This window comes from Massilia sp. LMS1-1-1.1, assembly GCF_040815535.1.
Taxonomy (GTDB): Bacteria; Pseudomonadota; Gammaproteobacteria; order Burkholderiales; family Burkholderiaceae_D; genus Janthinobacterium; species Janthinobacterium aestuarii.
In genome coordinates this window covers 769,291-789,356 of record NZ_JBFPNG010000001.1, presented here as the reverse complement: position 1 = coordinate 789,356, position 20,066 = coordinate 769,291, and the positions used below count along the sequence as shown (strand labels likewise).

General features: G+C 68.3%; 19 protein-coding genes. 14 read left to right on the top strand and 5 right to left on the bottom strand.

The annotated features are described in order from the left end of the window. Positions 1 to 4 precede the first annotated feature (4 nt). From MRBLMS1_RS03610 to MRBLMS1_RS03575, 8 genes are all read left to right on the top strand, one after another. Positions 5 to 421, top strand: coding sequence for an acyl-CoA thioesterase (locus tag MRBLMS1_RS03610; RefSeq protein WP_034783925.1), 417 nt, complete (start codon positions 5 to 7; stop codon positions 419 to 421). A 1-nt stretch (position 422) separates the two neighbouring features. Then, a complete protein-coding gene (locus tag MRBLMS1_RS03605) occupies positions 423 to 980 on the top strand; it encodes a hypothetical protein (RefSeq protein ID WP_485877866.1) in 558 nt (185 codons plus the stop codon). Continuing rightward, the gene (locus tag MRBLMS1_RS03600) at positions 977 to 1,684 is read left to right on the top strand and encodes a peptidoglycan DD-metalloendopeptidase family protein (protein ID WP_485877864.1); all 708 of its coding nucleotides are present in this window, start codon (positions 977 to 979) and stop codon (positions 1,682 to 1,684) included. The genes MRBLMS1_RS03605 and MRBLMS1_RS03600 overlap by 4 nt, the downstream gene beginning before the upstream one ends. Then, positions 1,677 to 2,399: a glutamine amidotransferase gene (locus MRBLMS1_RS03595; protein ID WP_128142724.1), complete on the top strand. Its 723-nt coding sequence runs from the start codon at positions 1,677 to 1,679 to the stop codon at positions 2,397 to 2,399. Before MRBLMS1_RS03600 ends, MRBLMS1_RS03595 begins: the two co-directional genes overlap by 8 nt. Beyond that, positions 2,396 to 3,616: a MalY/PatB family protein gene (locus MRBLMS1_RS03590; protein WP_485877863.1), complete on the top strand. Its 1,221-nt coding sequence runs from the start codon at positions 2,396 to 2,398 to the stop codon at positions 3,614 to 3,616. Before MRBLMS1_RS03595 ends, MRBLMS1_RS03590 begins: the two co-directional genes overlap by 4 nt. 36 nt (positions 3,617 to 3,652) lie before the next feature. Further along, the gene (locus MRBLMS1_RS03585; protein ID WP_128142725.1) at positions 3,653 to 4,261 is read left to right on the top strand and encodes a flavoprotein; all 609 of its coding nucleotides are present in this window, start codon (positions 3,653 to 3,655) and stop codon (positions 4,259 to 4,261) included. A gap of 27 nt (positions 4,262 to 4,288) precedes the next feature. Further along, positions 4,289 to 4,981, top strand: a complete 693-nt coding sequence (locus MRBLMS1_RS03580; RefSeq protein ID WP_139089676.1) for a glutathione S-transferase family protein — start codon at positions 4,289 to 4,291, stop codon at positions 4,979 to 4,981. Positions 4,982 to 5,047: 66 nt separating this feature from the next. Next, positions 5,048 to 6,193, top strand: a complete 1,146-nt coding sequence (locus MRBLMS1_RS03575; protein WP_485877861.1) for an acyl-CoA dehydrogenase family protein — start codon at positions 5,048 to 5,050, stop codon at positions 6,191 to 6,193. A 25-nt stretch (positions 6,194 to 6,218) separates the two neighbouring features. Here MRBLMS1_RS03575 and MRBLMS1_RS03570 read toward each other — a convergent pair whose 3' ends face one another. From MRBLMS1_RS03570 to MRBLMS1_RS03560, 3 genes are all read right to left on the bottom strand, one after another. Next, entirely contained in the window at positions 6,219 to 7,106 is an 888-nt protein-coding gene (locus MRBLMS1_RS03570) for a LysR family transcriptional regulator (RefSeq protein ID WP_128142727.1), read from the bottom strand. Positions 7,107 to 7,348: 242 nt separating this feature from the next. Further along, entirely contained in the window at positions 7,349 to 8,743 is a 1,395-nt protein-coding gene (locus tag MRBLMS1_RS03565; protein ID WP_485878970.1) for an SLC13 family permease, read from the bottom strand. 76 nt (positions 8,744 to 8,819) lie between these two features. Continuing rightward, positions 8,820 to 12,356, bottom strand: coding sequence for an indolepyruvate ferredoxin oxidoreductase family protein (locus tag MRBLMS1_RS03560; protein WP_485878969.1), 3,537 nt, complete (start codon positions 12,354 to 12,356; stop codon positions 8,820 to 8,822). Positions 12,357 to 12,784: 428 nt separating this feature from the next. On the opposite strand from MRBLMS1_RS03560, the gene gshA reads away from it, so the two are divergent. The 5 genes from gshA to MRBLMS1_RS03535 all read left to right on the top strand — a co-directional run bounded on the left by gshA (position 12,785) and on the right by MRBLMS1_RS03535 (position 18,107). Continuing rightward, entirely contained in the window at positions 12,785 to 14,416 is a 1,632-nt protein-coding gene (gshA, locus tag MRBLMS1_RS03555; protein WP_485877858.1) for a glutamate--cysteine ligase, read from the top strand. A gap of 34 nt (positions 14,417 to 14,450) precedes the next feature. After that, positions 14,451 to 14,846 carry a lactoylglutathione lyase gene (gene gloA, locus MRBLMS1_RS03550; RefSeq protein ID WP_128142729.1) on the top strand — a complete coding sequence of 132 codons (396 nt, stop codon included), beginning with the start codon at positions 14,451 to 14,453 and terminating at the stop codon, positions 14,844 to 14,846. Positions 14,847 to 14,930: 84 nt separating this feature from the next. Beyond that, positions 14,931 to 16,448 (top strand): BufA1 family periplasmic bufferin-type metallophore, encoded by a 1,518-nt coding sequence (bufA1, locus tag MRBLMS1_RS03545; RefSeq protein ID WP_485877857.1) that lies wholly within the window; start codon positions 14,931 to 14,933, stop codon positions 16,446 to 16,448. Between the two features lie 14 nt (positions 16,449 to 16,462). Then, complete coding sequence (gene bufB / locus MRBLMS1_RS03540) at positions 16,463 to 17,308, top strand: MNIO family bufferin maturase (RefSeq protein WP_485877855.1); 846 nt, start codon at positions 16,463 to 16,465, stop codon at positions 17,306 to 17,308. Beyond that, positions 17,298 to 18,107 (top strand): HvfC/BufC family peptide modification chaperone, encoded by an 810-nt coding sequence (locus MRBLMS1_RS03535; protein ID WP_485877853.1) that lies wholly within the window; start codon positions 17,298 to 17,300, stop codon positions 18,105 to 18,107. Before bufB ends, MRBLMS1_RS03535 begins: the two co-directional genes overlap by 11 nt. Before the next feature lie 13 nt (positions 18,108 to 18,120). On the opposite strand, the gene MRBLMS1_RS03530 is transcribed toward MRBLMS1_RS03535, so the two are convergent. Together MRBLMS1_RS03530 and MRBLMS1_RS03525 are read right to left on the bottom strand one after the other, a co-directional pair. Further along, complete coding sequence (locus tag MRBLMS1_RS03530; protein WP_456150263.1) at positions 18,121 to 18,309, bottom strand: hypothetical protein; 189 nt, start codon at positions 18,307 to 18,309, stop codon at positions 18,121 to 18,123. Further along, positions 18,306 to 19,100: a class I SAM-dependent methyltransferase gene (locus tag MRBLMS1_RS03525; protein ID WP_485877851.1), complete on the bottom strand. Its 795-nt coding sequence runs from the start codon at positions 19,098 to 19,100 to the stop codon at positions 18,306 to 18,308. Before MRBLMS1_RS03525 ends, MRBLMS1_RS03530 begins: the two co-directional genes overlap by 4 nt. A 46-nt stretch (positions 19,101 to 19,146) precedes the next feature. Between MRBLMS1_RS03525 and MRBLMS1_RS03520 the strand changes: the two genes are divergently transcribed. Beyond that, positions 19,147 to 20,052: a LysR family transcriptional regulator gene (locus tag MRBLMS1_RS03520; protein ID WP_128142734.1), complete on the top strand. Its 906-nt coding sequence runs from the start codon at positions 19,147 to 19,149 to the stop codon at positions 20,050 to 20,052. Positions 20,053 to 20,066: the final 14 nt, after the last annotated feature.

Below are 20,066 nucleotides of genomic sequence, written 5' to 3'. Positions count from 1 at the left end.
CACAATGATGCGCCGCTCTTTCAAGACCAATCTCGACATCCGTTACCGCGACACCGACTCGATGGGCCACGTCAGCAGCCCTGTGTACTACGAGTACATGCAGACGGCCTACCTCGAATACATGCACCGCATCCTGGAAATTCCAAAGAGCGAAAAGCTGCCGCACATCATGGTGAAAACCGCGTGCGAATACATCGCCCAGGCCAAGTACGGCGACAAGGTGCTGGTGCTCAGCCATGTCTCCAAGTTCGGCGGCAAGAGCTTTGAAATGGAGCACATCATGCACATTGGCGACGAACAGGGCGTGGTGATGGCCAAGGCCATTTCCGTGCACGTCATGTACGACTATGAAAAGCAGGCCACGCAGCCCGTGCCCGAGTCGTTCAAGCAAACCGTGCTGGCCTACCAGGGCAGCCTCTAAGATGGCGCGCCTGGCATTCCTGCAAGCGCTTGGCGCGTTGGGCCTGCTCGCGGGCGCTGCGGCGTCCGTGGCCGCCAGCGCCGGTGAACCGGTGCGGCGCGTGCTGACGCCGATCGACTGGCCCGCGGCCAGCCAGGCGCGCGCCGGCGCGGCGCAGGCCGACGCGGTGCTGCGCCCGCTGCGCGCCACGGCGCCCGCCGGGCTGGCGCAAGTCAACATCCCGGTACTGCTGCTGCCGGCCGAAGGCGACTGGGGCGCGCCGCGTTTCCATGGCCAGGGCACGGCCTATGCGGCCCTGTATTCGCCGGCCGGTGCGAAGCTGGGGCTGTTCGGCAGCGCCACGCACCTTGTCGCGCCAAGTGACCTGAAGCTTGAACATGCGGGCGGCGCCTTCGAATCGATAGGCGACGGCGCCGACTACAGTTTTACGCGCTTTGGCGCCGCCTACACGCTGCGCATGAGCTGCGACGAGCCGCTGAAGGACAAGCGCTGCACCGATCCGCAATATCTGGCCGACACGGCGCGTGCGCTGCTGCTCGTGGCGGGAGAAAAACCATGATGAAGATGACCGTATTGAATGGCGTGCTGGCCGGCGTGCTCGGTGCGCTGGCGCTGCCGGCATTGGCCGGCAATGATGACCGTTTCCTGCCGCCCGGCGCGCTGCTGCCCGGCAGCGGCAGCGGCGTGGCCAGCACGGCCGTGCTGTATCCGGACATGCGCTTTCCCATCGAGAAGGGCGCGGCCTACGCCAGTTCGCATTTCTATGGCGTGGGCGGCCAGCGCGGCAAGGCAGGCGATTCCTGCGACGACACCAATTATGCCTATCCGTGGCGCGACAATTTTTGCGAGCTGCGCAAGGACAACCTGCCGTTCTGCCTGTCCGGCGGACACCAGGGACAGGACCTGCGCCCGGCCACCTGCCGCGCCAACTATCACTGGGCCGTAGCGGCCGACGATGGCGTCATCGTGCAGATCGCGCGTTTCAGCGTGACCCTGCAGACGGCCGCCGGCACCCTGTACCGCTATGTGCACCTCAATACCAGCGACCTGGCCGTGCGCGAACTGCAGCCGGTGGCGCGCGGCGCGCGCATCGGCAGGATCTCGAACAACTGGATCGACAAGCTGCCGATCCACCTGCATTTCGACGTCAAGGACACCATCAAGGTGGGCCAGCAGACCCTGGTGACCTTCGTGCCGCCGTATGCCAGCCTGGTCGAGTCCTACATCCAGCGCAACAAGATACAAGGAGAGCAGCATGAGTGAAACGATGCAAGGCCGGCGCGGGCGCAAGCGGCCGATCCTGGCGATCTTGCGCCAGGAGGCGTCGACCCCTGGCCGCGCCGGCAAGCTGCTGCGCGACAAGGGCTTTGAACTCGATATCCGCCGCCCCGTGTGCGGCGATCCGCTGCCCGACACCCTCGATGGCCACGCAGGGGTGATCTCGTTCGGCGGCCCGATGAGCGCGAACGACAGCGACGCGCACATCCGCCGCGAGATCGAGTGGCTGTCCGTGCCGCTGGCGGAAAACCGGCCGTACCTGGGCATCTGCCTGGGCGCGCAGATGCTGGCCAAGAATCTCGGCTGCAAGGTGACGGCGGCCGAGGGCGACGTCACGGAGATCGGCTGGTATCCGCTGAAACCGACGGCCGAAGGCCAGCGCATCATGCCCAAGTGGCCGGACATGGTGTACCACTTCCACATGGAGGGTTTCGAGCTGCCCAAGGGCGCCATCCTGCTGGCCGAGGGCGACGCCTACCGCAACCAGGCCTTCCGCTACGGCGAGAAAGCCTGGGGCATCCAGTACCACCCCGAGCTGACCCTGGCCATGCAGCGGCGCTGGGCCGTGAAGGGCGCGCACCGCTTCCACCTGCCGAACGCGCAGCAGGGCGACCAGCACCTGCAGGGACGCGTGTTGCACGACAAGGCGCTGCGGGCATGGTTCAACGGCTTCCTGAACCGCGTGTTTACCGAAGCATGAGCCGCCAGCCCGCTACCCTGCAGGATGGCCTGGCCCTGAGTCTGGACCAGCTGCTGGCGCGCCAGAGTTTCAAGTGGCGCCAGTACCAGCCCGGCGTGCTTGCCGCCTGCGTGGCCGACATGGACCTGGGCACCGCGCCGGCCGTGCAGGCGGCGCTGGCGCAGGTGCTGCAGCGCGTCGATTTCACTTATCCCTTGCGCGATGGACGCAAGGCCGACCGCGCCGTGGCGCACGCGTTTGCCGCGCGCATGCGCCGCCTGTACGGCTGGCAGGCCGAGGCCGACCAGGTGCTGGTCCTGCCCGACCTGGTGCAGGCGACGTTTGCCGCCGTCATGGCGTTTACCGACCCGGGCGACGGCGTGGTCGTGCAAGTGCCGCACTATGCACCGTTCCGCGAAGCGGTCGAGGGCACGGGCCGGCGCCTGATCCCGCTGGAAATGCGCGCCGGCGCCGACGGCTATCAGCTCGATCTGGAGCGCCTGGCGCACGCCATCGATGTCCGCACGCGTGTGCTGATCCTGTGCAATCCGCACAATCCGACGGGGCGCGTGCTCAGCCGCGCGGAACTGGACAGCGTGCTGGCCTTTGCCGAGCGCCATGCCTTGATCGTGGTATCCGACGAAATCCACGCGGACCTGGTCTACCCGGGCGCACGGCACCTGCCATTCGCCGCGCTGTCCGACGCGGCGGCCGCGCGCACCGTGACCCTGAACTCCGCCACCAAGAGCTTCAATATCGCCGGCCTGCGCTGCGCCGTCGCGCATTTCGGCACGCCGGAGCTGCAGCGGCGCTTCCACGCGCGCCTGCCGGCGCGCCTGACGGGCGCCGTCAACAACCTGGGCGTGGACGCCACCGTGGCGGCCTGGAACGAGGGGCAGCCATGGCTCGACGCCGTGCTGGCGCACCTGCTGGCCATGCGCGACTACGCGGCCGACATCCTGCGCCGCGAGCTGCCGGCCATCCGCTTCCACGTGCCGCAGGGGACGTATCTGCTGTGGCTCGATTGCGCGGCGCTGGAGCTGGACCAGCCGGCGGCGGACTTCTTCCTCCAGCATGCGAAGGTGGCGCTCAGCCCCGGCGAAGTCTTCGATGCGCGTGCGCCGCACTGCGCGCGCCTCAATTTCGCCACGTCGCAGCCGCTGCTGGCCGAGATCCTCGACCGCATGGTCATGGCGGTGCGCGCGCACCAGCGCCGCCATCTGCCTGCCCACACTTAACCCGGCACACCCGTGCCACTACCTGGATATGACACCATGGAAACGTCCATCAACAAACACAAGCCGCGCATCCTCATCGGCGTCACGGGATCGCTCGACTCGACCCTGCTGCCGAACTACCTGCGCATCATCAAGGACCACCTCGATTGCGAGCTGAGCGTGCTGATGACGCCGAACGCCACCAACTTCCTCAAGCCGGAATCGATCGCGTTGTACGTCGACCGCGTCATCAGCGGCGAGCGGCCGCAGGATTGGCCGACGGACAAGCCTGGCCGCCTGGCCGCCGAGCATGACCTGCTGCTGGTGCTGCCCGCCACGGCGAATACCCTGGCGGCCGTGGCGAACGGCTTTTCCGGCAATCGCCTGACCACCGTGATCCTGGCCGCCACCTTTCCCGTGCTGCTGTTCCCCGTGATGGGCGGGCCGATGCTGGCCAAGCCGGCCGTGCAGCGTAACCTGGCGCAGCTGCGCGAGGACGGCTACATCATCATCGACCCCGTCTGGCGCGACCATTTCGACCCGCTGCTCGAGCGCATGCACGGCCACCACTCGCTGCCGAGTCCCGAGCAGGTGCTGGCGCTGCTGCGCGAACGCTTCCCCGCCAGCGGCGTGCAGCGCCTGGCGCTGACCGGCGCCGCGGCCTGACCTTCCACGCCAACCAGAGAGAACCGCATGTCCATCATCCTGTACAGCCTGTGCGCCGCCGACCGGCGCCGTCATTATTCGCCCCATGTGTGGAAGATCATCATGGCACTCAAGCACAAGGAGCTGCAGGCCGAAGTGCGGCCCGTGTCCTTCGCCGAAATCGCCGGCATCGAGGATGGCAGCTACAAGAGCGTGCCGGTGCTGAACGACAATGGCCATATCGAGGGCGACAGCTTTGAAATCGCCGTGCACCTGGAACGCGCCTATCCGGATCGGCCCAGCCTGTTCGGCGGCCCGGGCGGCCAGGCCATGGCCCGCTTCGTCGAAAGCTTCAGCCAGACGGTCATCCATCCGCCCGTGTCGGCCATCGCCGCCATGGACATGCATGCGCTGATGTCGCCGGCGGACCAGGCGTATTTCCGCGCGGCGCGCGAGAAGCGCTTCGGCAAGACCCTGGAAGAGGCGTCGGCCACGCGCCACATCGAGCTGGCGGCCCTGCCGGAAAAATTTGCGCCGCTGCGCAGCGTGCTGGCCAAGCAGCCGTGGCTGGGCGGCGCGCAGCCCCTGTTTGCCGACTACATCCTGTTCGGCGTGCTGCAGTGGGCGCGCATCACCGTGCCAACGCCGCTGCTGCCGATCGACGATCCCGTCAGCACCTGGTTCGAGCGCTGCCTCGACCTGCACGGCGCCATCGGGCGCTCCGTCGTTCTGTCGGACTGACGGCCGGCGTGCATTCCAGGGCCGCCCGCGCGGCCCTTTTCCTTTCATTGACCAACAAGGCTAACCATGATGTTTACACCGCAACAGGGCGAGATACGCCAGCGCTATGCCGGCATCGGCAGCGACATTGCCGCCGGCGCCGCCGCGCGCGCCGAAGGATTCGATTTTGACGGCTGGCAGCGCCTGCGCGACGCCGGCCTGTGGCGCATGATCGTGCCCGGCAGCGATCACGCGGCCGGCGACTGGTGGGGTTTTACCGCCGCCCTCGACGGCCTGTCGTCCACCATCGGCGCGCCGGAGCTGCTGCTGTCTGTCATCGCCCAGGCCGGCATGGTGCGGGGCCTGGAGCGGCACGGCACGGAAGCGCAGCGCGACCGCTATTTCGGTGCCATCCTGCGCGGCGACGTCAGCGCCACCGGCATCGCCGAGCCGGGCACGGGCACGGACGTGCGCAGCATCCAGAGCACCTTGCGCGCCACCCCCGAAGGCTATGTGCTCAATGGCGGCAAATACAATATCGCGCACGCGCCCATCATGGATTTCGCCCTGATCGTCTGCCGCCTGGCGGACAAGGAAGAGCACAACATCGCGCTGGCGCTGATCGACCGCGGCACGCCTGGCCTGCGCGCCGGCCAGGTGGATGACAAGCTGGGTAACCGCAACCTGCCTACCGGCGCCCTGCATTTCGACGATGTCGCCGTGCGCCCGTCGCAGCTGCTGGGCGCGCCAGGGCGTGGCCTGGGCACCTTGATCGACACCATTTCGCTGGGACGCCTGTATTACGGCCTGGCGGCGGCCAATCTGATCGCGCCCTACCTGGACGAGGCGATGCGCTACGCGGCCAGCCGCAGCAGCTTCAATAGCAGCATCGACAACCACCAGTACGTGCAGCGGCGCCTGGTCGATATCCGCATCGGCATGGAGCGTTCGCGATGGCTGGCGTTTGGCGCGCTGTCGCAATTGCTGGCAGGCCAGCGGGAAGGGTTGATGAGCTGTTCCATCGCCAAGCTGGTGGGGTCCGAAGACCTGATCAACAGCGCCACCAGCCTGGTCAAGCTGTACGGCAGCCTTGGCTATCACAACGGCCGCGTGGCCGAGCTGATGAAAAATGCCCTGGCGTTCGCCAGCGTGGGCGGCACCGAAGAAATGCACCGCAAAAATATCTTCAATCAGATGCAGCGCCTGGCTGGCCAGGCTTCCCGCGCTGGCTGAAGCACTCGCACCGCATATTGGCGGGTCAAGCCGCCAATATGCCCGATTCGCTCAGCGCATCGTTGATCGCCTCGAACATCGGCTCTCTGGCGCGCGAAGCCAGGTGCGCGAACAGATTGCGCACGGAGGACTGCGCCACGCACAGGATGTCGATTTCACCGAGGCGCTGGGCTTCCAGCGCCGTGTCGCCATGCAGCAGGCCGACGCCGAGGCGCTCGGCCAGCATCGAGCGGGTGACGCTTTCGCGGTCGATGCTGATGATACGGCGCGGACGGAAATTGCGCGTCTTGAACAGGTGCTCGGCTGCCCCGCCGCAGCACAGGCTCGATGGCGCGAAGATCCACGGCAGCTCGGCCAGCGCGTTCCAGTCGAGCGGCTCGGTGATATCGAGCATGCCGGCGGGCGCCGCCACGTAGACGGGGAAGCACGCCACTTCGATCGTCGCCAGGTCGTCGTCGGGCGTGCGCGCCTCGTTGTAGAAACCCGCATCGAGCGTGCCGCTGCGGATGCCGTTCAGGGTACCGGTGGAACTGCCATGTTCCAGCGACACTTCGACTTCCGGATGGTGCTCGGAAAAGCGCCGCACCAGCCGCCCGATGGCTTCGTTGTTGGACTGGCCTCCGACGCCGATGCGCAGCTTGCCGGCCAGGCGGCCCTTGATGTGGTTGGCTTCGTCGAGCAGTTCGCGGTGGATGTTGAGCGTGCGTTCGGCCTTGGCCAGGATGCGCTGGCCGCTGCTGGTCAGGCTCATGCCGCGCGCCGTGCGTTCAAACAGGGTCAGGCCGAGATAATCCTCCATCGCCTTGACATGGGCACTGACTGCGGGCTGGCTCAGGAAGAGCCGTTCGGATGCGCGCGTAATGCTGCCCTCGCGCGCCACCGTGGCGAAGGTTTTCAGGTGATGGATTTCCATGAGGGGCGGGTCCATTAAGTTAAAAGATGGGTGGAATTTCAGATACTCTTATTTGTTTTTCAACTATGCATTATATGTGATTTTATTAAGAGTACGGCATTAACAATGCCTATAAAATGGGTAATTATTTGTGACTTTTTCCTTCTCCCTGTCGCCACCGACATGTGCGGCGGCCCTTGAAATACCGTAAATTGTTACTTTTCGTGAGAAAGTCCGCGCACGTCATTCAACGCGCCGGGGCGCTACAGCAGGCCCAGCACGTGCCACCAGACGAAGTCCAGCGGCGTGAGTATCAGCAGGCTCAGCACGAACAGGCTCAGGCACAGACGCGTGACGGCCGCCACCGGCAGGCTGGCCGCCTGCATGGCGAAAATCAGGGGCGGTGCCTGGTAGGGCAGGCAGACATTGGAAAACGCCAGCACCTGCGTCATCAGCACCGTCATCAGCGGCAGGCCCGTGACGGCCGCCAGGTCCTGCGCCAGCGGCGTCATCGTCGCGGGCACGCCGGCCAGGTTGGTCACCAAGGACACCACGGTCGAGATCAGGGTCAGCACGGCCGCGTTCCACAGCGGCGTGTCGGCGGCAAAGCGCGCATGCCGGCTCAGGCCGTGCACCACGGCTTCGCCCAGGCCGCTTTCCGAAATCACCGCGCCCAGGCCCATCACGCCGGCCACGAACAGCAGCGAGCCATAGTTGATTTCCTGGTTCAGGCATTTTTTCGACGTCAGGTCGGCGGCCGGCCACAGGCAGACGAGGGCGGCGGCCAGGCCGACCCAGGCCGGCGACACATGGTGCAGGCCGTCCGTCATCCACAGGGCCAGGCAGACGCCCAGCACCACGGCCAGGCCCGTCTCCTGCGCCGACATCGGGCCTTGCCGCTGCGCCGGCGCGGCAGCGCGCACGGGATCGGCGGCGGGAAACATCCACAGGATCAGCAGCACCAGCAGCACGGACTTGAGGATGCCCAGCACGGGAAAATGCAGCAGCAGATAATTGACATACGAAATCTGCACGCCATACAAATTGTCCGCCATGCCGGACAGGATCATGTTCGGCGCGTTCGACGGCAGGATGGCGAAGGTCGGCAGGAAGCTGGAAAAGCTGGCCGCCATCAGCATGCCCGTGCGGCCGTTGTGGCCCGCGCCATAGCCGATATGCTCGGCCACGGCCATGGTGATGGGAATGAGCAGCACCACGCGGCCCATGCCCGACGGCATGACGAAGGCCAGCGCCACGCTGAACAGCACGATGCCGGCGATGACGCCCGTGTAGCGCCGCCCCAGCATGCGCGACAGGATGGCCGCAGCGCGCTTGCCCAGGCCCGTGTGGCCGATGGCTGCGCCCATCACGGCGCCGCTGAACAGCAGCCAGAAGGTGGTCGACTGCAGGCCCGAGAACACGGTTTGCGCGGGCGCCATCTTGCACAGCATCGCCACCAGGAAGAAGGCCAGGGCCGGCCAGTATTCGGGCACCAGGGCCGTGGCCCACATGCTGATGCAAAAGACCAGCAGCGCCACCACGCCGGCCATCGAGGCCGGCAGGTAGAGCGAAGCGGCCAGGCCGCTGGCGAAGGTCAGCGCGGCGATGGCGGCCAGCGCGCGCAGGCGCGCAGCGGGCAGGGGAAGGGCGAGGGACACGGACTTCAAGGCAGCACTCCTGGGCGCGCCGGCGCGGCAAGGCGCCGCGCCGTGTGGTGGTCGATACAGAACATGGTTACTGGTAGCGCCGGATGGCGATGGTGCGGAAAGGCGGCTGGGCGGGCGGCGCGGCGCTTGGGACGACTGTGCCAGTGGGAGCGGCCGGCTGTTCCAGCGTGGCCAGCAGCGCCTGCGCGCGCAGTTCGGCCGCGTCGATGCTGGCCAGCTTCACATGGCCGTAGCCGCGGATGGCTTGCGGCAGCTCGGCCAGCGCCACGATGGATGCCAGGTTGCCGGCGTTCAGGCGCGGCAGCAGGGTGTCGAGGCGCGCCGTGTAGTCGCCGATCAGCTGACGCTCGCGGCGCCGTTCGGCGCTGTAGCCAAACACGTCGAACCGCGTGCCGCGCAGTCCCCTGGCCCTGGCCAGCAGCGCCAGCAGCTTGCCCATCCACGGACCGAAGGCGCGCTTGCGCTTGCCCAGCAGCGGTGGCGCCATGTGGAAGGTGAGCGTCACGTCGCCCTCGAACTGCTGCTGCAGCTCGCGCTGGAACTGGCCGTCCGAGAACAGCCGCGCCACCTCGTATTCATCCTTGTAGGCCAGCAGCTTGCTGTAGCCGCGCGCCACGGCCAGGGTCAGCACGGGCGGCGCATCGGCGCCGAAGACGGCGCTTTCGCGCTCGCGCACGCGTGCGACAAACGCCTGGAAGCGTTCCGCCAGCGCCGCGTTCTGGTAGCGCGCCAGCATGGCGCTGCGCTGCTCCACCAGCGCGCCCAGGCTGGCGTCTTCCGCCACCGGCCCCGCGGCCACGTTTTGCAGCAAGGGCGCGCCGCAGGCGGCCAGGCGGCCGGCGGCAAAGGCGGCCTTGTTGGCGTCGACGGCCACGCCATTCAATTCGATGGCCCGTTCCAGCGCCGCCAGCCCGACGGGGATCAGGCCGCGCTGCCAGGCAAAGCCCATCAGTAGTATATTGGCCATGATGGTGTCGCCCATCAGCTGGCGCGCCAGCACCTGGCCGTTGCATTCGGCGATGTGTTCCATGCCGACGGCGTGGCGCAGCTTGTCCATCAGGGCGCCCGCATGCTGTGGCGCGTCCGGATCGCGCACCATGGCGGCGGTGGGAAACTGGTGCGTGTTGGCGACCACGCGCGTGTGGCCGTGGCGCAGTGTCTGCAGCGCGTCGGCGCTGGCGCCGACCACCATGTCGCAGGCCAGCATGGCGTCGGTCTGGCCTACGTCGATGCGCGCCTGGTGCAGATCCTGGCCGGCCAGGGCCAGGCGCACGAAGGACAGCACGGCGCCGCCTTTTTGCGCAAAGCCCATGAAGTCGAGCACCGACGCCTGCTTGCCCTCGAGGTGCGCGGCCATGGAAACGAGTGCGCCCACCGTCACCACGCCCGTGCCGCCCACCCCCGTCACCAGCAGGTTGAACGGGCCGTGCCAGCCATGCGGCGCGGGCAGGGGCAGGGCGGCTGCCGCGCGGCGCAGGGCTTGCGGGTCGATGGCGGCGTCGGCCGCCTTGCGCAAGGCGCCGCCGCGCACGGAGACGAAGCTGGGGCAAAAGCCGTTAGCGCAGGAATAATCCTTGTTGCACGACGACTGGTCGATGGCGCGCTTGCGGCCGTAGCTTGTTTCCACCGGCACGATGGACAGGCAGTTCGACTGCACGCCGCAATCGCCGCAGCCTTCGCACACGGCGCTGTTGATGACCATGCGGCGCGGCGGATCGGCCAATTCCTTTTTCTTGCGGCGCCGGCGCAACTCGGCCGCGCAGGTCTGGTCGTAAATCAGCACGGTGACGCCCTTGACGTCGCGCAGGCGGCGCTGCACCTGGTCGAGCTCCTCGCGCCCATGGAAGGTGGCGGGCGGCGGGAAGCGGCCGTGCAGGCCCGCGTATTTTTCCGGCGCGTCGCTGACCACGGCGATCGCCTTGGCGCCCTCGGCATGCACTTGCCAGGCGATGGCGTCGACGGTCAGGCTGCCGTCGATGGGCTGGCCGCCCGTCATGGCCACCGCATCGTTGTACAGAATCTTGTAGGTGATGTTGGCGCGCCCGGCGATGGCTTGGCGGATGGCCAGGAAGCCCGAGTGGAAATACGTGCCGTCGCCCAGGTTCTGGAACACATGCGGGGTGGCGCTGAACATGGAGTGGGCCACCCAGTCGACGCCTTCGCCGCCCATCTGTATCAGGCCCGTGGTATCGCGGTCCATCCACGAGGCCATGAAATGGCAGCCGATGCCCGCTTGCGCGCGCGAACCCTGCGGCACCTTGGTCGAGCTGTTGTGCGGGCAGCCGGAACAGAAATAGGGCTGGCGCCGCACGCCGTCGGCCGCATTCGCCAGCAGCGCGGCGGGCGCGAAGCCGGGCAGCAGGGCGCGGCGGTCGAGCGCCGGCTTGTGCCGCGCCAGCCAGTGCGCCAGCACGCCGGCGATGCGCGAGGGGCGCAGCTCGCCCTGCGCCGGCAGCAGCGGCGCGCCGTCGGCATCGAGCTTGCCCAGCACCAGCGGGCGGGCGCTGTCCGGCAAGTTGTAGAACAGGGTGCGGATCTGCTGTTCCACCAGCGGCCCCTTTTCTTCGATGACGAGGATTTCCCGCAGGCCCGCCTTGAACTGCGCCAGGCGCTGCGCTTCGAGCGGAAAGCTCAGGCCCACCTTGTACAGGCGCACGCCGGCGCGCTCCAGCACATCGAGGCTGAGGCCCAGGCGGCGCAGCACTTCGAGCACGTCGAGGTGCGCCTTGCCGCAGGTGACGATGCCGATATCGGCTTGCGGGCTGGGGCACAGCAGGCGGTCGATGCTGTTGGCGCGCGCGAACGCGTGCACGGCGGCCAGCTTGTGCGCGTGGCGCGTCTCGATGGGCAGGCCGGGCAGGTCGGGCCAGCGGTAATGCAGGCCGCTGGCCGGCGCGCTGTAGTCGGCGGGCTGGTCGAAGCGCGTGTGCAGGGCGTCCAGGTCGACCGTGGCGCCGCTTTCCACCGTTTCGGAAATGGCCTTGAAGCCCACCCACATGCCGGAAAAGCGCGACAGCGCCCAGCCGTACAAGCCAAATTCCAGGTATTCGGCGATGCTGGCCGGATTGACGATGGGCATGCTCCACGCCTGCATGGCGAAGTCGCTCTGGTGCGGCATCGATGACGAGACGCAGCCGTGGTCGTCGCCAGCCACCACCAGCACGCCGCCGTGCGGCGAGGAACCGTAGACATTGCCATGCTTGAGCGCATCGCCGGCCCGGTCCACGCCCGGACCCTTGCCGTACCACAGCGCAAACACGCCATCGGCCGTGCGCTGCGGGTCGGTCTCGACCTGCTGGCTGCCCAGCACGGCGGTGGCGGCCAGTTCCTCGTTGATGGCGGGCAGGAAGCGGATCTGCTGCGCTTCCAGCATGGGGCGCGCACGCCACAGCGCCTGGTCGTAGCCGCCCAGCGGCGAACCCCGGTAGCCGCTGATGAAGCCGGCCGTGTTCAAGCCCCGCTCGCGGTCCAGCCAGCGCTGCATCAGCGGCAAGCGCACCAGGGCCTGGGTACCGGTCAGAAAAACGCTGCCTTCGCGTGCCCGCAGGTTGTCTTCCAGCGCGTAAGTGCTCAGGCGTACCACGCCAGGGTCGGCCGCGACCATCTTGTCCATCACTTTCACCAGTGTTCTCCCATCGCCTTGTCGGCTTGCTTGTTGGCTTGCATGCCGCATGCACGCATGCATGCGTCCTGAGCACGCGGCCGTGTCGGCGCGCCGGATACGGAAGAAGGGGGCGCTGGCGCTGCAATGCCGGCGCAACCAAACTTTTCCGTCTATTGATATTCGTTTATCAAGATAAGGGCCAGGACGGCACGGCGCAATTCGCAAATCCTGAGTGCAGCACTCACTAACGCTGATGCGAACGCCGGTGCCGGGCGCAGGCCCCGGAAATGCAAACGCCTTGCCCCGGGCATCAGTGTTTCTGATCACCGCACTCAGGATTTGCGAGTTGTGTGGTCCGGGGCTTGGGGCTTATCGTCGGCGTCGAGATGGAAAGCCGAACGATGTTTTTTTGTAAAGGCAGCACAGCTATGAGTTCATTATTGACGCGCCGTATGGCGCTGCTGGCAGGCGCGGACGGACGTGCGCTGCTGGCCCAGGGATTGCGCGGCATCGAACGTGAAGCGCTGCGCGTGGACGGCCGCGGCCACCTGGCCGCCACGGCGCATCCGCTGGCGCTGGGCGCTGCGCTGACCCATCCCACCATCACTACCGACTATGCGGAGGCGCTGATCGAGCTGATCACGCCGCCCGAGCAGGACACGGCCGCCATGCTCGATGGCTACGACGCCTTGCACCGTTTCGTCTTCAGCGGCCTGGGCGACGAAATGCTGTGGAGTCACTCGATGCCGTGCCGGCTGCCCGCCGACCCGGACATCCCGATCGCCTGGTACGGCAGCTCGCACATCGGCATGCTCAAGCATGTCTACCGGCGCGGCCTGGCGTTGCGCTACGGCAAGAGCATGCAGTGCATCGCCGGCATCCACTACAACTACTCGCTGCCGCCCGCATTGTGGGAGCGCTTGCGCGCGGACGAGGGCGATGGCAGCACGGCGATGCAGTTTCAGTCGGAAAGCTATGTCGCGCTGATCCGCAACTTCCGCCGCTACGGCTGGCTGCTGATGTATCTGTTCGGCGCCGCGCCAGCGCTGTCGGCGCATTTCCCGGGACGCGGCGACTTCCCGCTGGAGCAGCTGTCCGCCGATACCGTGTACCTGCCGTACGCCACCAGCCTGCGCATGAGCGACATGGGCTACCAGAACGATGCCCAGGCCGGCCTGACCCCCGACTACAACACGCTCGACAGCTATATCACCAGCCTGGCGGCGGCGATGAACCATCCCTACCTGCCGTATGTCGAGCTGGGCACGCGGCGCGAGGGGCAGTGGGTGCAGATCAATACCAACCGCCTGCAGATCGAAAACGAGTACTACTCGGCGATCCGGCCCAAGCGCGTGGCGCACAGCGGCGAACGCCCGCTGCATGCGCTGGCCCAGCGCGGCGTGCAGTACGTGGAAGTGCGCTGCCTTGATGTCGACCCGTTCGAGCCGCTGGGCATCGGCGCGCCGGCCTGTCACTTCCTCGACGCCTTTCTGCTGTTTTGCGCGCTGCAGGACAGCCCGCTCACCGGCAATGCGGAAAGCCGCGAGAACACCGAGAATTTCGCCCGCACCGTCAAGGAAGGGCGCCGTCCGGGACTGCTGCTGGAGCGCCACGGCGAACATATCACCCTGCAGGCCTGGGCCGGCGAACTGCTCGATCGCATCGCCCCCATGGCCGCGCTGCTGGACCAGGCGCGCGGCGGCGCCGATTGCGCCACGGCGCTGGCGGCGCAGCGCGTCAAGCTGGCGGACGTGGCGCTGACGCCCTCGGCCCGCGTGCTGGCGGCGATCCGCGCCGAGCAGGGCAGTTTCGACGCGTTCGCCCTGCGCCAGAGCGCGGCGCACGCGGCGCATTTTCGCGGCCGTCCCTTGGCGCCGGCGGCACTGGCGCGCTTCACGGCGCAGGCCGATGCCTCGCTGGCCGAGCAGGAGAGGGTGGAACGGGCCGACAGCGGCGACTTCGGCCAGTTCGTCCAGCGCTACCAGGCCGGCGCCCGCTACCTGCCCGTGCCGGACGAACCGCCCATGGAAGCTGTGCTGGCGCAGCAGCGCGTCGCCTGAAGCCTTATTTCAACCTGATTTGAGCCATCACACCATGCGCATATTGCACGCCATGCTGCGCGTCGCCGACCTGGACGCCGCCCTGCATTTTTACCGTGACGCCCTGGGCATGACCCTGCAGCGGCGCCACGATTATCCCGACGCACGCTTTACGCGCGCCATCGTCGCCTATGGCGAGGCGCCCGAGCATGCGGCCATCGAGCTGACGCATAACTGGGACCGGCAAGCCTACACCCACGGCGACGCCTACGGCTACCTGGCCCTGGCGGTCGACGATGCGGCCAGCGTCTGCGCCAAGGTGCGCGCGCATGGCGGCACCGTCACGCGCGAGGCGGGGCCGATGAAGCACGGCAGCAATGTCATCGCCTTCGTGCAGGATCCCGACGGCTACCGCATCGAGCTGATCGAAGCGAGCGCGCACTATGACTGATCCATCGATTTACAACGACTGACACGGCATGGCAGGCGCGCCGACGGCGGCGCCTGCCGGCATTTTTGAAAAGGAAGCCACCGCATGGTGCAAGTAACAACGACAAGCAAGGCCGCGCCGCAGCCAACGCCAGCGCCGCAGCCGCAGCCGCAGAACCGGCAGGCGCTGGTGCAGGCGGCCGTGGCCGCGGCCTGCGCCCTGGCCGTGGCGGTGCCCGCGCCGGCCCAGGCGCCGGAAAAAAAGGCCGCCGCCAAGAGCGAAATCTGCTACGGCGTGGCGAAGGCCGGCCAGAATGAATGCGCCAATACCACCTGCTTCCATTTGTGTTCGGGCATGGCAACCGTCGACCGCGATCCTGGCGAATGGATGACCGTCCCCGCCGGCACGTGCACGGCGCTGGGCGGCAAGGTGGAAGCGGCGCCGCTGGCCTGCCCGGGTGCCGCGCCCGCCAGGACGGGACCGCCGGCCGATGTGGCCGCAGGCGAGGCGCTGTACCACGAGGGCGACGCGGCGCGCGCGCTGCCGGCGTGCGTCGCTTGCCATGGTCCGAAGGGCAATGCCGCCGTCGCCGATTATCCGAAGCTGGCCGGGCAGAACCTGGCCTACCTGGACAGCCAGCTGCGCGCCTTCCGCTCGCATGCGCGCGTCAGCCCCCTGATGAACACGGCCGTCGCGCCCCTGACGGACGGCGATATCGCCAACCTGTCCGCCTATTTGTCCCGGCAAAAGCTGGATGCCGTCGATCCCGCCCTGACCACCCCCGTGGTCGCCGGCAAGTCCTTCAGCGATTGCGACGGCGCGTGCCCGGAGATGGTGCCGCTGCCGGCCGGGCGCTTCCTCATGGGATCGCCGCCCGGCGAGAGCGGGCGCTTCGGCAACGAGGGCCAGCACCCGGTCGAGATCCTGCAGCCGTTTGCCATCGGCCGCTTCAGCCTGACGTTCGCGCAGTTCGACGCCTGCGTGCAGGACGGCGGCTGCGACGGCTACCGGCCGTCGGATGAAGGCTGGGGACGCGGCACGCGCCCGGCCGTCAACGTCAGCTGGAACGATGCGCAAAGCTATCTGCGCTGGCTGTCGAAGAAGAGCGGCGCGCGCTACCGCCTGCCCACCGAGGCCGAGTGGGAATACGCGGCGCGCGCCGGCACCGTCACGGCGCGCTGGTGGGGCGAGGACATCACGCGCGGCGACGCCAAGTACGGTCCCGACGACTGCCCGCAGCAGAAGCATTGCGGCGGCGTCGTTTCCGGTTCGGGCAACTGGCCCACGACGGCGCCCGTCGGCAGCTACGCGCCGAATCCGGCAGGGCTGTACGACGTGCTGGGCAATGTGTGGCAGTGGACGGCCGATTGCTGGCACAGCGATTACGAAGGCGCGCCGAAGGATGGCCGCGTGTGGGAGGAAGCGGGCTGCAAGAAGCGCGTGGCGCGCGGCGCCTCCTGGACCGACACGCCGAACTTCGTGCGCGCGGCCACCCGCCTGGGCCTGGGCGCGGAAGGGCGGCGCGGCTGGATCGGCCTGCGCGTGGTGCGTGAGCTCGATGCGGCGCCCGGCACGGCGGCCAAGGCCGGGGTGGCGCCAGCGGGCGCGCGCGGCTTGCCCTGATGCGCGAGGAGGCGATGGCCGCGCCCCTGGTGGGCATCGGCCTGCGCGGCGCGCATTACCGCGACATGCTGGCGCGGCGCCAGCCCGTGGACTGGCTCGAGGTCCACAGTGAGAATTACCTGGCCGAAGGCGGCTGGGACCTGCATGTGCTCGAGACCTTGCGCGCCGACTATCCCGTCTCGCTGCATGGTGTCGGCATGGGCCTCGGTTCCGTGCATGGCTTTTCGCGCGCGCACGTGGAGCGCATCGCCCGCCTGGCCGCACGCATCGAGCCGATGCTGGTGTCCGAGCACCTGTGCTGGGGCGCCACCGGCGACGCCGTGCTCAACGACTTGCTGCCGCTGCCGCTGAACGGCGCGAGCCTGGAACTGGTCTGCCAGCGCGTGGACCTGGTGCAGGAAGTGCTGCGCCGCCCGATCCTGCTGGAGAACGTCTCTACCTATTTGCGTTTTCCCGGCGACAGCTGGGGCGAGACGGAGTTCCTCGCCTGCGTGGCGCGCCGCACCGGTTGCGGCGTGCTGCTGGACATCAACAACCTGTACGTCAATCAATGCAACCACGGCGAGGATGCGCTGGCCGCAATGGCGTCGCTGGCGCCGGGCCTGGTCGGCGAACTGCACCTGGCTGGCCACTGCGAAGATGGCGGCCTGCTGGTCGACCACCATGGCGCGCCCGTGGCCGGTCCCGTGTGGGAACTGTACCGCGCCGCCTTGCGCCGCTACGGCCCGCTGCCCACCCTGGTCGAATGGGATACCAATCTGCCGCCGCTGGCCATTTTGCTCGACGAAGTGGCCCGTGCGCGGGCGCTGGCTGGCGAAGCGCTTGCGCCGGCGGCACTGGCGGCATGCGATGACGCTTGAGGAACTGGCGCGTCTGCAGGCCGCGTTCGGCGCGCAGATCGGCGCGCGCACGCCCGATGCGGCCGCGCTGGCGCCGTGGCTTGGCGTTGATGCGCGCGGCGCCGGCGCCCTGGCGCGTCACGGCCAGGCGCTGCGCCAGCACCACGCGCGCTCGCTGGAACTTGTGTATCCCGTGCTGCGCGCGCTGGGCGGCGCGTCCTGGTTCCTCGCCATGGCGCATGCCTACGGCGATGCGCATCCGTCGCGCAGCGCGGACCTGGCCCGTTTCGGCGCCAGCCTGCCGGTGTTTCTTGCGACCTGGCCGCCGGCCGCCGCGCATGGCTATTTTGCCGACGTGGCGCGCCTGGAATGGCTGCTGCACCAGGCCCATGGCGCGCCCGACACAGTGGCCCTGACCTTGCGCGACGTGCAGGCGGCCGGGGCAGGCCAGGTCGATGCCTGGCGGCTGGCGCTGCATCCGGCGGCCGTGCTGTACCGCTCGCCCTGGCGCGCGGCGGCGATCTGGCTGGCGCACGACGCCGTGGCGCAGTACGCCATGCCGGCCGACCCCGTGGGCGACACGCTGGCGCTCGTGTACCGCCATGGCTGGACGCCGTGCGTGCGCGAGATCGACGTGGTGGAAGCCGGGGCGCTGGACGTGCTCGCTGGCGGGGCCACCCTGGGCGCTGCGCTGGCGGCGGCGCAGCAGGCGCACTTGCTGGACAAGGCTGCCGCGCCATTCGCGCCGGCCCCCTTGCTGCTGCGCTGGCTGGCCGATGGCGTGCTGGTACAGGTGCCTGAGAGTGGCCGCGCGTGCTGACCTGACGATGTGCTTACAGTGGCCAGCCGCAGGTGCCCCAGCCGGTGGCGTCGAGCGGATAGGCGTCGGCCGGCGCGGATGACGTTTTTTCTTCGCTGTCGTCCTGTTCCTGTTCCTGCTCCTGTTCCGTATTTGGCTGCTGGACCTGCGCCGGGCTGTCGGGCGCAATGAAACTCGCCGCCCACGATAGCAGGCGTTTCAATTGGCGCTCCCTGGCGCCGCTGCGGGGGCGCCTTGGGCCGCGTCGTCAATCTTGCGCCGGGCGCGCACCAGCAGGCCGGAGGTCTCTCCGCTGCCGGTGCGGCCCGCCTTGTCGATGTGGAAGGCCGCGCCCAGCAAGGCCAGTACCCGGTCCAGGCGGTAGAGCAGTTCGGGATGCTGCGGCCCGCCGTGGCCATGCGCGAAGCTGTCCTCGTCGTGCGCCAGTAGCAGGAAAGTGCCGCCGGGCGCCACGGCCCTGGCCGCGCGCGCCAGTATCGGCGTCAGTTCCTGCTGCGGCAGGTGCAAATAGGCCAGCAGCACCAGGTCATGGCGGCCGGCGCCGAGGGCATAGTGGCGCAGGTCGGCCAGCACGAAATCGATGTGCGCCTCGACCTGGCGTGCGCGCGCCAGTTGCCGGCCCTTGTCGAGTCCCGCCGTGGCGTAGTCGACGGCCCGCACTTGCCAGCCTTGCTGCGCCAGCCAGACCGCGTGGCGCCCGGTGCCGCAGGCCAGGTCGAGCGCGCTGCCAGATGCGAGGCCGGCCACTTCGGCGGCCAGTACGGCGCTGGCGTCGGACGCCGCGGCGGCATTATCGCCAGCGTGGCGCCGGTTCCAGTCGGCGCTGTCCATCGGCCGCAGCGGCATGTCTGGCAGCGGAAAACGGGAGCGCGCGACGGGGCCGGCGCCAGGAGCAAGAGTGGCTTGCATGTCGTTGTCGATCGAAGTGGCGATGCGTCCATCGTAGCGCCGCGCCGGGTGCGCCGGAAGGCGTGCGGCGCACAATGTATCCATGCGTCTGGCGCCATGGACCCAATAAATCATGCTAAGGTAAGAAACTATGTCGATACCCGATCTGAACCTGTTAATCACCCTCGATGTCCTGCTTGCGGAAGGCAGCGTCACGCGCGCCGCGCGGCGCTTGCGCCTCAGTCCATCGGCCATGAGCCGCGCCCTGGCGCGGCTGCGCGAGACGACCGGCGATCCGCTGCTCGTGCGCGCCGGGCGTGAACTCGTGCCCACGCCGCGCGCGCTGGAATTGCGCGAACGGGTGGGCCCCCTGGTGGGCGAGGTGCTGGCCGTGCTGGGACCGGCGCAACGGCTCGATCCGCGCCAGCTGGAGCAGACGTTCACGCTGCGTTCGAGCGACGGTTTCGTGGAAAATTTCGGTCCCGCGCTGCTTGCGCATATCGGCGCGCAGGCGCCCGGCGTGCGTCTGCGCTTCGTGCAAAAGGTCGACCGTGAAAGCGTGCAGCTGCGCGAGGGCAGCATCGACCTGGAGACGGGCGTGATCGGCAGTTTCACGAGTCCGGAAGTGCGCACGCGCCGCCTGTTCGGCGACCGTTTCGTGGGCGTGGTGCGCAGCGGCCATGCGCTGGCGCAGGGCGAGATCAGCGCCGAGCGCTATGCGGCTGGCCAGCACGTGCTGGTGGCGCGGCGCGACCAGGATAAGGGACCGATGGATGACGCGCTGGCCGCGCTGGGACTGCAGCGCAGCATCACCAGCATCGTCGGCGGCTTTACGGCCGCGCTGGCGCTGGCCGCCGGCTCCGACCTGATCGCCACCGTGCCGGAGCGGCATACGGGCAATCTGCGCGCCGGCATGTTCAGCTTTGCGCTGCCGCTGCGCATGCCGGACCTGACTGTTTCCCTGATGTGGCATCCGCGCATGGATGCCGACCCCGCCCACCGCTGGCTGCGCGGCTGCGTGGTGGACGCCTGCGCCGGCCAGACAGGCGCCGCCTGACGCTGCCGGCAGCG

Coding starts and splice junctions, on each gene's coding strand:
- MRBLMS1_RS03595 (WP_128142724.1), top strand. CDS start 1,677: ATGAGTGAAACGATGCAAGGCCGGCGCGGGCGCAAGCGGCCGATCCTG.
- gshA (WP_485877858.1), top strand. CDS start 12,785: ATGAGTTCATTATTGACGCGCCGTATGGCGCTGCTGGCAGGCGCGGAC.
- MRBLMS1_RS03570 (WP_128142727.1), bottom strand. CDS start 7,106: ATGGAAATCCATCACCTGAAAACCTTCGCCACGGTGGCGCGCGAGGGC.
- MRBLMS1_RS03560 (WP_485878969.1), bottom strand. CDS start 12,356: ATGGTCGCGGCCGACCCTGGCGTGGTACGCCTGAGCACTTACGCGCTG.
- MRBLMS1_RS03600 (WP_485877864.1), top strand. CDS start 977: ATGATGAAGATGACCGTATTGAATGGCGTGCTGGCCGGCGTGCTCGGT.
- bufB (WP_485877855.1), top strand. CDS start 16,463: ATGGCCGCGCCCCTGGTGGGCATCGGCCTGCGCGGCGCGCATTACCGC.
- MRBLMS1_RS03535 (WP_485877853.1), top strand. CDS start 17,298: ATGACGCTTGAGGAACTGGCGCGTCTGCAGGCCGCGTTCGGCGCGCAG.
- MRBLMS1_RS03520 (WP_128142734.1), top strand. CDS start 19,147: ATGTCGATACCCGATCTGAACCTGTTAATCACCCTCGATGTCCTGCTT.
- gloA (WP_128142729.1), top strand. CDS start 14,451: ATGCGCATATTGCACGCCATGCTGCGCGTCGCCGACCTGGACGCCGCC.
- MRBLMS1_RS03575 (WP_485877861.1), top strand. CDS start 5,048: ATGATGTTTACACCGCAACAGGGCGAGATACGCCAGCGCTATGCCGGC.
- MRBLMS1_RS03580 (WP_139089676.1), top strand. CDS start 4,289: ATGTCCATCATCCTGTACAGCCTGTGCGCCGCCGACCGGCGCCGTCAT.
- MRBLMS1_RS03585 (WP_128142725.1), top strand. CDS start 3,653: ATGGAAACGTCCATCAACAAACACAAGCCGCGCATCCTCATCGGCGTC.
- MRBLMS1_RS03610 (WP_034783925.1), top strand. CDS start 5: ATGATGCGCCGCTCTTTCAAGACCAATCTCGACATCCGTTACCGCGAC.
- MRBLMS1_RS03525 (WP_485877851.1), bottom strand. CDS start 19,100: ATGGATACATTGTGCGCCGCACGCCTTCCGGCGCACCCGGCGCGGCGC.
- bufA1 (WP_485877857.1), top strand. CDS start 14,931: ATGGTGCAAGTAACAACGACAAGCAAGGCCGCGCCGCAGCCAACGCCA.
- MRBLMS1_RS03590 (WP_485877863.1), top strand. CDS start 2,396: ATGAGCCGCCAGCCCGCTACCCTGCAGGATGGCCTGGCCCTGAGTCTG.
- MRBLMS1_RS03605 (WP_485877866.1), top strand. CDS start 423: ATGGCGCGCCTGGCATTCCTGCAAGCGCTTGGCGCGTTGGGCCTGCTC.